Source organism: Streptomyces avermitilis MA-4680 = NBRC 14893, from assembly GCF_000009765.2.
In the GTDB taxonomy this organism is placed as follows: domain Bacteria; phylum Actinomycetota; class Actinomycetes; order Streptomycetales; family Streptomycetaceae; genus Streptomyces; species Streptomyces avermitilis.
This window is the reverse complement of sequence record NC_003155.5, coordinates 1237770-1251345: the sequence shown is the minus strand read 5'-3', so window position 1 is coordinate 1251345 and position 13576 is coordinate 1237770. Positions and strand designations below refer to the sequence as shown.

Annotated in this window: 9 protein-coding genes and 4 pseudogenes; 6 read left to right on the top strand and 7 right to left on the bottom strand. The window is 68.9% G+C overall.

The window, feature by feature from the left end; all coding sequences use genetic code 11:
- Nucleotides 1–2 precede the first annotated feature (2 nt).
- Together SAVERM_RS05420 and SAVERM_RS05415 are read left to right on the top strand one after the other, a co-directional pair.
- Nucleotides 3–1115, top strand: a complete 1113-nt coding sequence (locus SAVERM_RS05420) for an ATP-binding protein (protein ID WP_037650305.1) — start codon at nt 3–5, stop codon at nt 1113–1115.
- Nucleotides 1112–3925, top strand: coding sequence for a DUF5682 family protein (locus tag SAVERM_RS05415; protein ID WP_010982422.1), 2814 nt, complete (start codon nt 1112–1114; stop codon nt 3923–3925). The genes SAVERM_RS05420 and SAVERM_RS05415 overlap by 4 nt, the downstream gene beginning before the upstream one ends.
- Nucleotides 3926–4015: 90 nt before the next feature.
- Here SAVERM_RS05415 and SAVERM_RS05410 read toward each other — a convergent pair whose 3' ends face one another.
- From SAVERM_RS05410 to yczR, 4 genes and pseudogenes are all read right to left on the bottom strand, one after another.
- Nucleotides 4016–4891, bottom strand: coding sequence for a geranyl diphosphate 2-C-methyltransferase (locus tag SAVERM_RS05410; RefSeq protein ID WP_010982421.1), 876 nt, complete (start codon nt 4889–4891; stop codon nt 4016–4018).
- A 94-nt stretch (nt 4892–4985) separates the two neighbouring features.
- Nucleotides 4986–5666 (bottom strand): annotated as a pseudogene (locus SAVERM_RS44540) (terpene synthase family protein); the annotation flags it as partial.
- Between the two features lie 4 nt (nt 5667–5670).
- Nucleotides 5671–6464, bottom strand: a pseudogene (locus SAVERM_RS05405) (family 2B encapsulin nanocompartment shell protein); the annotation flags it as partial.
- Nucleotides 6465–6483: 19 nt separating this feature from the next.
- Nucleotides 6484–7875, bottom strand: coding sequence for a MocR-like transcription factor YczR (gene yczR, locus SAVERM_RS05400; protein WP_010982418.1), 1392 nt, complete (start codon nt 7873–7875; stop codon nt 6484–6486).
- A 130-nt stretch (nt 7876–8005) separates the two neighbouring features.
- Here yczR and yczE point away from each other — a divergent pair, with 130 nt between their 5' ends.
- Nucleotides 8006–8647, top strand: coding sequence for a membrane protein YczE (yczE, locus tag SAVERM_RS05395; RefSeq protein WP_010982417.1), 642 nt, complete (start codon nt 8006–8008; stop codon nt 8645–8647).
- Nucleotides 8644–9662 (top strand): annotated as a pseudogene (locus SAVERM_RS05390) (IS481 family transposase). The gene yczE and the pseudogene SAVERM_RS05390 overlap by 4 nt, the downstream one beginning before the upstream one ends.
- 99 nt (nt 9663–9761) lie before the next feature.
- Here SAVERM_RS05390 and SAVERM_RS05385 read toward each other — a convergent pair.
- Both SAVERM_RS05385 and SAVERM_RS05380 read right to left on the bottom strand, forming a co-directional pair.
- On the bottom strand, nt 9762–11036 hold the full coding sequence (locus SAVERM_RS05385) for an IS701-like element ISSav4 family transposase (protein WP_010981725.1): 1275 nt from the start codon (nt 11034–11036) through the stop codon (nt 9762–9764).
- Between the two features lie 53 nt (nt 11037–11089).
- A pseudogene (locus tag SAVERM_RS05380) lies at nt 11090–11455 on the bottom strand (Crp/Fnr family transcriptional regulator); the annotation flags it as partial.
- Between the two features lie 62 nt (nt 11456–11517).
- On the opposite strand from SAVERM_RS05380, the gene SAVERM_RS05375 reads away from it, so the two are divergent.
- Nucleotides 11518–13224, top strand: a complete 1707-nt coding sequence (locus SAVERM_RS05375) for a serine/threonine-protein kinase (protein ID WP_010982413.1) — start codon at nt 11518–11520, stop codon at nt 13222–13224.
- Nucleotides 13221–13412, top strand: a complete 192-nt coding sequence (locus SAVERM_RS05370; RefSeq protein WP_037652674.1) for a hypothetical protein — start codon at nt 13221–13223, stop codon at nt 13410–13412. Before SAVERM_RS05375 ends, SAVERM_RS05370 begins: the two co-directional genes overlap by 4 nt.
- On the opposite strand, the gene SAVERM_RS39785 is transcribed toward SAVERM_RS05370, so the two are convergent.
- Complete coding sequence (locus SAVERM_RS39785) at nt 13370–13516, bottom strand: DUF1348 family protein (RefSeq protein ID WP_371859585.1); 147 nt, start codon at nt 13514–13516, stop codon at nt 13370–13372. The two genes, SAVERM_RS05370 and SAVERM_RS39785, sit on opposite strands and share 43 nt — an antisense overlap.
- Nucleotides 13517–13576 lie beyond the last annotated feature (60 nt).

The following is a 13576-nucleotide window of genomic DNA, read 5'->3' as shown; positions in this document are numbered from 1 at the left end:
TGATGTCCGACCTGTTGCGCGCCCCCGCCGAGATCAAGTACGCCGAGGAACTGGACTGGCTGGAGTCCATCGACGACAACCCCAAGCCCTTCTCCTGGCGCCTGTCCCCGAAGATGGTCCGCCTGTTCATCCTGGGCTCCGAGCGCTCCGACGGCCTGGAGCGGGAGATCTCGCAGAAGTGGTTCGGCGACCGCAGTTTCGTCGAGCGCTCCATCGTCACGCTGGCCTCCGACCGTGGACTGCTGCTCATCGGCGACCCCGGCACCGGCAAGAGCTGGCTGGCCGAGCTGTTGTCCGCCGCGATCTGCCGCAACTCCACGCTGGTCGTGCAGGGCACGGCCGGCACCACCGAGGATCACATCAAATACTCCTGGAACGTGTCCATGGTCATCGCCAAGGGCCAGTCGCGGGAGTCGATGATCCCCTCGCCGATCATGACGGCGATGGAGACCGGCGCGATCGGCCGGTTCGAGGAACTCACCCGTTCCACCAGTGACGTTCAGGACGCGCTGATCTCGATCCTGTCCGAGAAATACGTCTCGGTTCCCGAACTGGACAGCGACAGCGTCGTCTTCGCCCAGCCCGGCTTCTCGATCATCGCCACGGCCAACAGCCGTGACCGGGGCGTCAATGACCTGTCCTCGGCACTCAAGCGCCGCTTCAACTTCGTACGCATCCCGGTGATGACGAACAGGAAGAGCGAGGCGGAGATCGTCCGCTTCCGCACCGAGGAACTGCTCCGGCGCCACCAGATCGAGCTGGACGTGCCGCCGACGCTGCTCGACGTGCTGTTGCAGAGCTTCGCCGACCTGCGTGCCTCCGCGGCCGCGGCCGGCAGCGACGACGAGAAGCTGGAGTCCGCGCTGTCCACCGCCGAACAGATCGGCGTCCTCGAGGACGCGATCCTGCACAGCAACTTCTTCGGCGAGCGCGCCCTGACCGCCCGCACGCTGGCCTCCTCGCTCGTCGGGTCACTGGCCCGGCGCGAGCCCGAGGACCTGGCCATCCTCAACAAGTACCTGCACGGCGTCGTCGAGCCGCGCGGCAAGGAAGAGGGCGGATCCTGGCCGGAGTTCCTGGAGGGCGGCCGCGACGCGATCGCCACCCTCTCATGAGCGGCACGCACGGGCAGACCTTCGAAGAGCTGCGCGGACAGTTGCAGGAGGCCGCCGCGACGTTCTCCGACGGGCCCGACGCCCTGGAGGGCATCCTCCTCGGCATCGTCGACGACGTCGACCGCGCGGTGCGCGAGCCACTGGAGATCTTCCCCGTCTGCCACCACTCGCCCGCCTCGGCGCTCGCGATGGCACGCCGCCTGCGGGAGAAGCGGCCGAAGGTCGTGTACCTGGAGTTGTGCGAGGACATGGCGCCCCTGCTGACCGAACTGCGCAACTGCCGACTGCCGGTGGCGGTGCAGGCGTTCGCGACCGAGGTCGACGGCTTCCCGGCCGACTGGTCCCCGCTGTCGGTGGTCGCACCGATCACCGAGGCCTCGGCCGAGTACCAGGCAATCGCCTACGCACTGGACACGCCGGGCGTCGAACTGGTCCTCGTCGACCGTTCCTCGGACCATGTCTTCCAGTGGGACTCGCGCGGGACGCACTCCGCCGAGGCCGGCGCCGATCCAGGGGCGTCGGACGCACCGCCCGTCGAGGAGGAGGCCGCACTGCACGGCGACGCGGTCGGCGTGGAGATCGGCGACCTGCGGCCGCGCTTCGCCGAACTGGAGGAACACCTGCTGCACCACGGCAGGGTGCGGCACTGGTCGGAGTGGTGGCACCAGTACGTCGAACTGCCCCTCGGCGACAGCGATCACGACACCTATCGCCAGGTCATGCTCCTGATCGGCAGCCTCTTCAGACGCCTTGCCCCCGGCGACCCCCACCGGGTGCGCGTGGACGAGGACCGCGAACGCTACATGTGGACCAGGATGCGCGAACACCTGGCCGCGACCGGCACCGATGCCGCGGACTGCCTTTACGTCTGCGGTGCCTTCCACGCGGCCAGTCGCGTCGCGGAGTTCGGCGTCCACGGCACCGACACCTTCGAGATCGGTCCGCGCAGTGCCACCAGGTGGCAGCACGGCCTCATTCCGTCCAGCCACGCGGCGATCGAGACGCAGTTCGGCCTCGCCTCCGGCTCGGTGTCGATCGCCGCGACGGTGTGGGCGAAGAACGTCAGGCGCACGCGCGTGGAGCCCTTCCGCCTGGCGGGACAGGCGGGCGCGAAGACGTCGAAGGCCAAGAAGACCGCGGTCGCGGCCGCCCCCGTGCCGGCGGCCGCGAACTCGGACAAGCTGACCGGCTTCCTGCGGCGACCGCCCGTCCTGGACCGGCTCGACGAGACCGAACTGCTCGGCTGGTCGGTGGAGATCGTGCGCGCCGCGCGCCGCAACGGCTATCTCGCCTCCACCGCTGACGCCATCGCGGTGTTCGAGACGTCCATCCTGCTGGCCGGGATGCGCGATCGGGCCAGACCCACGCCGTACGACTTCCAGGACGCGGCGGTCACCTGCATCGAGAAGGACACCGTGCCGGGCCGGCGCGATGTGCGCCGCCTCGTCGACATCATGATGGGCGGCGACCGGATCGGCCAGGTCGGTTACGACGCGCTGCCACCACTGGCCCGCGACGTGCACGACCGGCTCGCGCCGCTGAACCTGAAGTTGCAGCAGCGCGGCGTCCAGCGGGCGTTGCTGGACATATCCTCCCAGCCGCAACTGGAGCAGTGCTCCGACGTGCTGTGGATGCTGCGGTACCTGATGCCGCAGGGCACGGCCCGGCCCATCATGGGTGAGCGGCGGCTCGGCGAGCGGCCGATCCAGGAGTCGTGGGACCTGGCGCTGGGCACCCACCAGCGCGCGCTCATCGAGCTCGGCTACGAGGGTGTCAGCATCGAGCAGGTCCTGGAGCAGCGCCTGCGCCGCACGGCGTACGGGCCGCACGCCACCACGGCGACCGTCCTGGAGGCCATCGAGGACGCGACGCTGCACCTGCGCAGCCGCCGCCTCACCGACGAGCTGGGCACCCGCGCCCTCGAGGTGCTGTCGGCCGAACGCAGCGTCGACGGCGCACCGGAGGTGCTGCGCCGGGTGCGGCGGCTGCTGGCGTACTACCGCACCAGCGAGCCGGTGCTGCCACCGTGGATCGAGTCCTTCGTCAAGACCGGATACGCGCACTACTGCACCCTGCTGCCGACGGCGTTCACCGACGACGACGCCACCGTCCGCCAGGTCGCGGCGATGCTGGGATTCCTGTTCGGCATGGAGAGCCTGGCGCTGTCGCTGGGCTGCGACCGAACCCAGCTGGAGCTGTCCGTCGCGCAGTCGCATCCGCAGGAGCCGTCGAAGGTGGCGCTGCTGTGGGCGGCTCAGGTACAGCTCGGACATCTCTCCCGCGCGGACCTTCGCACACGCTGCGACGAACTGCTGGACAACCCCATGGTGGTGCCTGCCTATCCGCGTTACCTCAGCGGATTCGTGCACGCGCTGGAACCGGTGCCGGGGCTGGCCGACCTCGTCGTGGAGGCAGTGTCGAACGCGTTCGGACGCCTGCCGGACCCGGTGCTGCTGCCGTGGCTGCCCACCCTCATCAGCACCCTGCGCTCCAACGGCGCGGAGCTCGCCCCGCTCCTGATCCGTGAAGCCGGGCGGATCTTCCCCGGCCGGCTGGGGGAGCTGGACGCGTGGGTGCCGCCGTGGCGGGCCCAGCCGTTGCCCGACACCGCGCGCCCGGGCGGGCGCGCGGGCGAGGGCCGCAACGTCGCGCTGCTCGCCGCCCACCCCGCGACGTGCGACGCGGTGGCGAGCCTGCTGGGCTGCGACGGTACGTGGCAGACAGCCGATCCCGGCCCGGCGGGCGGGCAACTGATCGGCCGTCATCCGGATACCGCGGTGGCCTTGGAGTCGCTGTTGGCCACTCCGTGACATCTGTCGGACAGTGGCCCTCCCCCGGGGGACGTACACCTGGTCCGCCGTCGTGCCGCGGCGGCGGGACAGGGGCGGCGTTCTGTGGCCTCAGACGCGGTCGGCCACGATCAGCAGGTACTGGAAGCTGCCGTTCTTGTACGCGGTCCGGAACGAGTCCTCGATGCCGGTGGCCAGCCGGTCGGACCGCTTGCGCAGCTCCCAGTAGGACAGCGCGGCTCCGGTGAGATCCTCGACGTGCACGGGGACCAGCCGGTTGCGGGCCATGGCCCGGAAGTATGCCGACCGTGGATGGATGTCGCAGATGTAGTGGGCGTTGATGAGGGACACTTCGCGTGAGGCCCTCCCGTAGGTGTCGTTGTAGCACCCGATGATCACCGCACAGCGTCCGCCGCGACGCAGCAGCCTGGCATGTTCGGCGAACAGCAGCTCCAGCTCGACGTACATGGTGGATTCGTTGTTCCACGAGGCCGCGAACGCCCCGGTCGGCAGGCCCGTGTCGAGCATGTTGCGGTGGTGGTAGCGCACCTTGTCGCCGATGTCCCGCTTGCGGGCCTGTTCGTTGGCGAAGTCGGCCTGCTTGGCGGAGATCGTGACGCCGTCGGCGTGGCAGCCGTACCGCAGGTGCGCCACGACGCTGCCGCCGCCGCGACCGCAGCCGGCGTCGAAGACGCGGTCGGCGGGGGAGAGGGGGCTGAGGTGGCCGGCCAGCAGTTCGGCCTGGGCGTGTTCCAGTCGGTGCAGCTCGGCGGTGATCCTCTCGTGGCGCCGCGAGGGGTCGGGCTCGTCGAGCACGGAGTAGTCGACGGCCCCGACCCCGTAGTGGTGGTGGTACAGATCGTCGATCTTGCCGAGTTCGAGGTTGACCGGGTTCTCCTCGGCGTTCCAGTAGTCCGCGACGCGGGACTGGTACGTGGACTGGGTCGGTACCGGTGCTGCCGTGACGGCGTCGGGGGCGGTGGTCAACAGTGGCTCCTCGCAGTGCATTTGACGTACTGTCAGTAGTGGTTACCAGTAGTTCGGCAGGTGGTAGCGGTGGGTGTTGGTGGCATGCCACCTCGACGATGGACAGACAGGGACGGAAGTTGTTGAACTGCCGCATCACCAGGTACTCCCACACCCGCGGCACATGGCGTGTCTCCGCCCAGGCCGCCTCGGCGAGGTACCCCAGGTGCAGCCGGGCGATGTCGTGGACGAGGCGGTCCGTCTGGCTGGGCGTGGCGAGGGTGGCGTAGTCCTTGACGGCCCAGTGGTACGAGCGCAGCGGCCCGTCGGCCTGCATGCCGTGCCGCCACTGCTCCTCCGCCTCGGGAGTGCCGTGGTAGGGGTCGATCGCGGACTGGGCCGTGATCAGCCGGCCGCCGAGACCGCGCGGTGAACCACCCCGGTCCTCGCAGTAGCAGTCGTCGACGATGTTCTCGGCGAGCAGCAGTTTGCCGGCGACGGTGAGGCGCTCCACGTCCGCGGCACCCGGGTGCTGGAGCACCACGGCCCGGCCGAACTGGAACCCCGCGAAATCCCCGAACCACGCCTCGGGGAACACGTCGAGCCGGCGGGCCCATGCCTCCAGCCTGCGATCGGTCTCCGCGACCTTCGCGGGATCGGCGGGGACCGCCGGCCGATACCTGAGCCCGGGGATCGCCCCGCCACGCCGGGCCCGCACGGTGCCGGCGATGTCGTGCGGTCCCGGCGGCGCGAACGAGGTACCGGGAAGCGGTGACGCGCTCATTCGGTGCTCCATCCCGTCATTCGGCGGTCCGGCCGATCTGTACGTTTTCCAGGATCCCCGCCGCGTCCGGGACGAGGATGGCCAGCGAGAAGTGGGCGGTGACGAGGTAGCGGATGATCGCGGCGGTGTCGATGCCCATGAACCGCACGTTCAGACCGGGCTGGTACTCCTCCGGGATGCCGGTCTGATAGAGGCCGATGACGCCTTGGTCGGCCTCCCCGGTGCGCAGCGCGATGATGCTGCTGGTGTGCTGCGGGGTGACCGGGATCTTGCCGCAGGGGAGCAACGGGACGCCGCGCCGGCGGGCAGCTCGTGCCCGTCGATGTTCGCGGTGCCGGGCACCAGGCCGCGCCGGTTGCACTGCCGGAAGAAGGCCGCGATGGCCTTCGGGTGGGCGAGGAAGAGCCGGGTCTTGCGGCGCATGCAGAGCAGCTCGTCGAGATCGTCCGGAGTGGGCGGGCCGGTGAACGTGCTGATGCGCTGGCCGTAGTCGGCGTTGTGCAGCAGCCCGAATTCGCGGTTGTTGAGGAGCTCCCACTCCTGGCGCTCGCGGATCTCCTCGATGGTCAGGCGGAGTTGCTGCTCGGTCTGGTTCATCGGCTCGTTGTAGAGATCCGCGACCCGGGTGTGTACGCGCAGCACGGTCTGGGTGAGGGACAACTCGTATTCGCGCGGGGCGAGGTCGTAGTCGACGAAGCCGCCGTTCAAGGACGGCTCGCCCACGTGACCGGCCTGCACCGGGACGTCGGCCTCGCCCTTGCGGTTCATGGGCCGTCGCTGCCGCTCGGCATAGGCATCTAGGTGTTGCGCGTCATGACGTTGTTGACGCTCATGCGATGGGCGCGAGGGTGTGAGTACCGGTAGCGCCTTGTGCGAGTGCCTGTGCTGCCTGCGCGAGTCTGCGGATTGCCTGGGCTAGTTGACTCGAAGGGAGCGTGTACGGCAGTCGGATGTTGCGTTCGAACGCGCCTCCGATCCCGAATCGTGGGCCGGCCGCGATGGTCACTCCGTGGTCAGGCGCCATGGCTGCCAGCCGCGAGCTGACGGGCCCGGGGAAGGCTGCCCATAGCGTCACGCCGCCAGCTGGCTGCGGGGCGTGGACGTTCGGTAGGTGTTCGGTGAGTGCTTGCCACAGGGCGTCACGTTGCGATCTGAGTTGCTGGAGCGTGTCGGGCCGCTGGGTCTGGTGCTCGTTCAGGAGGACGGCTGTGGCGAGCTGTTCTACGACGGGGGTGCCGAGGTCTGTGGTGGGACGGGCTTGTTCGACACGTTCCAGGAGAGAGGGCAGCGCGCGAATCCAGCCTGTGCGTAGGCCGCCCCAGACGCTCTTGGACACGGAGCCGATGCTGATGGCCGTCGGCATGTGCAGCGCGAGGGGTTCGGGGCTCGGAACGTCCAGAGCCAGATCGGTCATCGTCTCGTCGACGACAGTGGGACACGCGAGCCTGAGCTGTTGGCGCACGCTCGTGGGCATGCACATCCCGGTCGGGTTGTGAAAGTCAGGTATCAGGTAGGCCAGATTCGCGGCTTGCCCTGCTGCTTGGAGTTGCTCGGTGTCCCAGCCGGAAGACGTCACGGCGACGGGTAGAAGACGGGCGCGCGCTTGAGTGAACGTCGTGATCGCGTGCGGGTAGGTCGGATGGTCGATGAGGACTTTGTCGCGTGGCGACAGGAGTACGCGCGTCAGAAGCGCTAGAGCGTGCTGCGCGCCGTTGGTGATCAGGATGTGATCGGGCCGGGTGGGCAGTCCTCTCCGCTGATACCATCGGGCGACTGCTTCGCGCAGCTCAGCGGTGCCGTATCGGTCGTAGCCGTGCCGCTCGAAATGACGTGGCAGCTGTTCGAGAGCCGTCGCGAACGCGGCGTGGAGGATTTCTACGGGCGCAGCCGGCGCGGCAAAAGACAGGTCGATGGTCTCTGCGTCCGTGCCGACCAAGTGCTCGGGAGTGGTGTCATCAGGCAGTCGTACCGTCGCCCTGGTACGCGCCTGTGTGGCGAGGTATCCGTGCTCGACCAGCGTGCGGAACGCGGTACCGACGGTGGTCCTGCTGGTGCCGAGCGCGACAGCCAGGTCACGCTCACTCGGCAGGGCCGCACCAAGAAAGAGGCGTCCATCCAGGATGAGCAGACGCAGCCTGTCGGAGAGACGTTGATGCGCCGGCCCCGGCCCCTCCTGCCAGGTCCCCAACATCCCCGCTACCGCGTGCGAGCTGATTTTCACCGAACCAGCCTAGCCAATCTGGCTATGGAATCCAGGACCAGATGGCCAAGAGACTCGCCATATGGCACCTCCCGCTTCCACGACGCACACCTCCGTCCCGGCTCGTCACGACCCACCCGTACTACCGCACATGAACGCATTCGCCCAGGTCCGGGCGGCCGGAAAGGCACGTCGGATCCCCCAGCTCCTGCTCGGCTTGATGGGATACGGGGCCTCCGTCATGCTGCTCGTCCAGTCCGGGCTTGGCGCAGCCAGCTGGAACGTGCTCACAGAAGGCACCGCCAAATCCCTCGATATCTCGTTCGGTTGGGCGACAAACCTGATCTCGCTGCTTGTGCTTATTGCATGGATCCCCCTGCGAGAACTGCCCGGGCTTGGCACGCTCCTCAACGTCGCGATCGTCGGCTTCGCCGCAGATGCCACCGCGACTGTGCTCCCCAACCCACAGGGGCCACTCGCCGAGATCGGATATCTCGCCCTCGGCCTTGTCGCTCTGGCATTCTTTGACGCGCTCTACCTCGGCGCGCAGTTTGGGTCGGGACCACGCGACGGCATCATGACCGGACTCGTTCGGCTCACCCACCTGCCCGTCGCCCTTGTGCGCACCGGCATCGAAGTCGCTGTTGCCTGCGTCGGCTGGCTTCTGGGTGGAACCGTCGGGGTCGGCACTGTGCTTATCGCACTGTGCATGGGGCCCCTCGTAGGCTGCTTCCTGCCGCTGGTAGCGGTTCACCTTCCTGCTGTCTCTGCACCCACACGGCACACCCGATGACCGGGAAGAGACCGTCGCTTCACCGCAACGCCCCGCTGTCTGTTGAAGGCCGGCGCCGCCTCGTCGAACGCTGTAAGTCGCGCCCGATCGCCCACGTGGCCGCGGAGATGGGGATCTCAAGAGCGTGCGCGTCGAAATGGGTAAACCGGTTCCGCCGCTACGGTGAACTTGGCCTGCACGACCGGTCCTCCGCGCCTCGCCACCAACCGACAGCCACGCCGGCGCGGTAGTGGAGCAAATCGAGCGGCTGCGCCGGGAACACAAGTGGTCCGCAGCACGCATCACCTTCGAACTCTCGGCCCAGGGCATCCAGATCAGTCGCCGGACCATCACGCGACATCTGGAACAGCTCGGGCTGAGTCGCCGTCGGTTCATCGATCCGGACGGGGAGTCCAACCGCACAGCGCGGCAGATCATCGCCCACCGCCCGGGTCACATGGTGCACATCGACGTCAAGAAAGCCGGCCGCATCCCCGATGGCGGAGGCTGGCGAGTCCACGGCCGCGGAAGCACGCAGGCCAAATCTGCAGAACGGCAGAAACGCCGAACCGGCCGTCGCGGCTACATCTACCTGCACTCCGCCATCGACGGCTTTTCGCGTCTGGCCTACACCGAGGCACTGCCAAACGAGAAGGCCACCACCGCCATTGCATTCATGCACCGCGCTCGCGTCTGGTTCGCAGCGCATGGCATCACCACCATCGAGCGGATCGTCACCGACAACGGAGCCTGCTACCGAGCCGATGCCTTCGCTCGCGCGCTGCTTGGAGCACGGCACCAACGCATCACCCCATACACACCTCGCCACAACGGCAAAGTGGAGCGGTACCACCGCATCCTCGCCGAGGAATTCCTCTACGCCCGGAGCTGGCAATGCGAGCAAGAACGCTCAGATGCGCTCCGCGTCTGGAACATCCACTACAACTACCACCGCCCACACGGGGCAGCTGGAAACCAGCCACCGGCAATCCGCCTGCCCATGACCGTCACCAACGTCCTGTCCTCATACACCTAGTAGGGCTCCGTTAGGTTGCTCTGGCTCTTGGGTTGTGGCTGGTGGTGGATGTTTTGGGCAGGGGGCGGTGGCAGGTGGTGCAGGTGCCGCTCCAGCAGTTCAGCAGGTCCTGGATGGCGTCGAGGGTCTGGTAGAGGGTGAGTCCGCTGTACCGGCTTTTGGGGCCAGACGCTGTTCGGTGAGGAACGCGTGGGCGGCGGTGACCAGGGAGACGTGGTGGTGCCAGCCGGTCCAGGAGCGGCCCTCGAAGTGGTCCAGGCCGAGGCCGTGCTTGAGTTCGCGGTAGTCGTGCTCGATGCGCCAGCGGATCTTCGCCAGGCGGACCAGTTCGGCGAGGGAGAGCGTGTCGGGCAGGTTGGACAGCCAGTAGTCGGTGGGCGCCTCGGCGCCTTCGGGCCATTCGACCAGCAGTGTGACCTCGGGCAGGACACCGTCCCAGCAGTTTTCGTCTGTGGCGGCGGCCTGGGCGAGGCGTCGGGATTTGACCCCGGCCGGCCGCACCCGCAGGGACAGGAAATGCGAGCGCATCGGTCCGCGGGAGCCTTCCCGCCAGGTCACCTCGGTGAAGGCCTGCCGCCCGTGGCCGGTCGCCAGCGCCGCCACCGAGGACGGCTTGTCGCGGTAGCGGGGCTGGGGCTTGCGGCCGTTGCCCGACCAGGGCGGCGCGAAAGGCTCGGCATCGTGCGGATGGACGGTCACATCCGAGCGGATGGCCGCGACATAGCCGATGCCCCGGCCGTCCAGGCCGTCGCGGAAGTCGGCGTTCTGCCCGTAGCCGGCGTCGGCCACCACCACCGGCGGCACCAGCCCCCACCCGGCCAGCTCGTCGAAGATGTCCAGAGCCAGGCGCCACTTCTCCCGGTGCCCGACCTCTGGCGGTATCCCGGTCTTCTGCCGCCGTGGCGCGTCGTGCGCCCACTCCTGGGGCACGAACAACCGCCACTGCAGCGGGCAGGAGGCAGTGTCGGAGACCGCGTGCACGCTCACCGCGACCTGGCAGTTGGCCTGCTTGCCCAGCGCCCCGCAGTACTGGTGCGCGACCGCGACCGACATCTTGCCGTCCTTGGGGAACGACACGTCATCGACCGCCCAGGCATCCGGGCCGATCTGCGCCACCATCCGCTCCGCGATCCGCCGCCGCACCGGCACCGGATCCCAGGTCGACTGGTTCACGAACTGCTGCAGGTTCTGCTCGTTGCCATCCGGCAGCCGCTCTGCCATCGGCTGGATCGACTTACGCCGTCCGTCCAGCATCAGCCCCCGCAGATAGCAGTCGCCCTTCGCCCGCTGGTCCTTACGCGGCACCGACGCGAACACGTCAGCCACGAATAATGCCAACGTCGCCCGAGCACGGTTCACTTCATGTGCATCCACACCTTCAACATGCCCCCAAACAGGACCGCGAGACAGACCTAACGGAGCCCTACTAGGTGCGCCGCGAGGGACGGCACCCGCTCGGTGAACTCCGTGACGACGTCCCAGGGGAGCACGAGCACCACGCCCGCCGTCTCGGCCCGGACCGAGCTCAGCCACAGAGGGTCCGACTGGCCGATGGCCTCGTCGCCCATCTGGTCGCCGTCGGTGACGACCCCGATGGTTTCCTCCTCGCCGTACTTGCCGGCGGTGTAGCGGGTGAACCGGCCGTGGGCGATCACATATGCCTCCGTGACGGGCTGCCCGGCCTCGAAGAGGACCTGCCCGCTCCGCACCTCCCGGGTACGGAAACGGGTGGCGATCTCCTTGAGCACAGCCGTGTCGGAGTAGCCGCGCAGGACCGGCAGTTCGGTGATGCTTGCGTTCGCCGCGGGGCCCCCTGGAGGCCCGGGGCTCGACAGTGCCCCTTAAGCTCCTGCGTATGGGTGAGGGGGAGACCGGCAGACGGGTCGTGGACAACCGCTTCGAACTGGAGGCCCGGCTCGGGGGCGGCGGGATGGGCACCGTGTGGCGGGCCCGTGATCTGCTGCTGCACCGGAGCGTGGCCGTCAAGGAAGTACGGCCGCCGGACGTGGACTTCGCCGAGTACGACCCGGACGGCGCGCACCTGCTGCGCGAACGGGTCCTGCGCGAGGCTCGTGCCCTGGCCAGGGTCGAACATCCGAACGTGGTGACGATCCACCACATCGTCGACGGCGGCGAGGGCACCTACCCATGGATCGTCATGGAACTCGTCGGCGGCGGGTCGCTGGCCGACCGGCTCGCTCGTGGGCCGATGACCCCGGCGGAGGCCGCGCACATCGGGCGCGGAGTGCTCGCAGCCCTGCGTGCGGCGCACGCCGCAGGAGTGCAGCACCGCGACGTGAAACCCGCCAACGTGCTGCTGCGCCCCGATGGCAGTCCGGTGCTCACGGACTTCGGGATCGCCGCGATCCGCGAGTCCACCACTCTGACCGCCACGGGATCGATCATCGGCACGCCCGACTACATGGCGCCGGAGCGCGTCACGGGCGATCGGGGTGGCCCCGGTGCGGACCTGTGGTCGCTGGCGATGATGCTGTACGTCGCTGTCGAGGGGCACCATCCGCTGCGCCGGGGGACGACGCTGGCCACGCTTGCCGCGGTGCTCCACGACGACGTACCGCACCCCGTGAAGGCCGGTCCGTTGACGCCGGTACTCACGCGAGTGCTCGTGCGTGACCCCGCAGCGCGGCCGGACGCCGAGGCCTTCGACCGGATGCTCGCCGCCGTGGCGGAAGCCGGTCCCGGGGCCGAGCCCACGTCCTACCCACTCGCACCCCCGGTCCCGGCACCGCCGCCCGCGACCACGGAATCCGGGCTTGTCGGAGCGTCGCGGAACCCGAGGGACCACCTGAGGCGGCCGGCGCGGGAACCACGGGACGCCGTACCGGACCCGCGTCCACCACTGGGGTCCGACGCCGACCGTCTCGGAACGCGTACGGTCACCCGTCGGCCGGGACGGGCACGGCTCATCGTGGTGGCCTCCGTCGCCGGTGCGTCGCTCGTGGGCGGGCTGGTCTGGCGGACGCTGCCCGGAGGCCAGGACGGAGCCGCGGCGTCGCCCGGGGCCTCCCGCGAAACGGAGCACGCCCCGGCAGCGCCCACGACCGTGACACAGAAGCCGACGGACCAGGAGTCGGACAGCGAGACCACCGACCTGCTCACCCCGGCCGGCATCCGGGCCTCGATCAAGGCCATCGAGAAGGAGACCGGACGGGACAGCTTCGGTGACTTCTCCGTCTACCCGGACCATGTCTCGGCGTCGGTCATGGTCGAGGGCAGCCGTACCCGCTACGACACCTACACCTACCGTGTCGACCGCGGCGTGGAAAAGGGCATCATCAAGGGCACGCTGGCGGGTGGCCGACAGCCGGTGAGTCTGAAGAATTTCCAGTGGGACATGGTTCCCGCGCTGCTCGCCCGTGCGGAGAGGGCGCTGAAGGTCGAGAAGCCGACGGCCCGCTACCTGCTGGTCCGGCAGCCGGACAACGTATTCGGCACTCCTGCGGGCATGGCGGTCTATCTGAGCAACGACTACCGGGAGGGCGGCTACCTGGAGGCCGACACGCAAGGCAAGGTGACCAAGGTGATGCCGGCCGCCGGATGACGGCCGCGGTGGTGACGCCGACGACGTCGTCGGCGACGCCCAGCACACTCGCGATGTCGGCGTCGCACGTGCGGGACGGCGGCAGTTCGCCGCGCCGGACCATGATCGGACGCTCCGGACGGAACGGCCTAGAAGCCGAGATCGCTCAAGCCGGCATGGTCGTCCGGGCGGCGACCGCCGGCCGGTAGTCGGGCTCTCGTGTCCACGTGCGCGTGAGGAAGCCGACGATCTCCGCACTGCCGTTGACGAACTCGGCGCGGTTGCGCCAGCGCGAGCCCGGCGTGTACGCCAGGGACAGCCCTCAGGCGACGCCGGACCCGCGCGAGAGCGGGGCCGGCGCCGAAGAACCCCG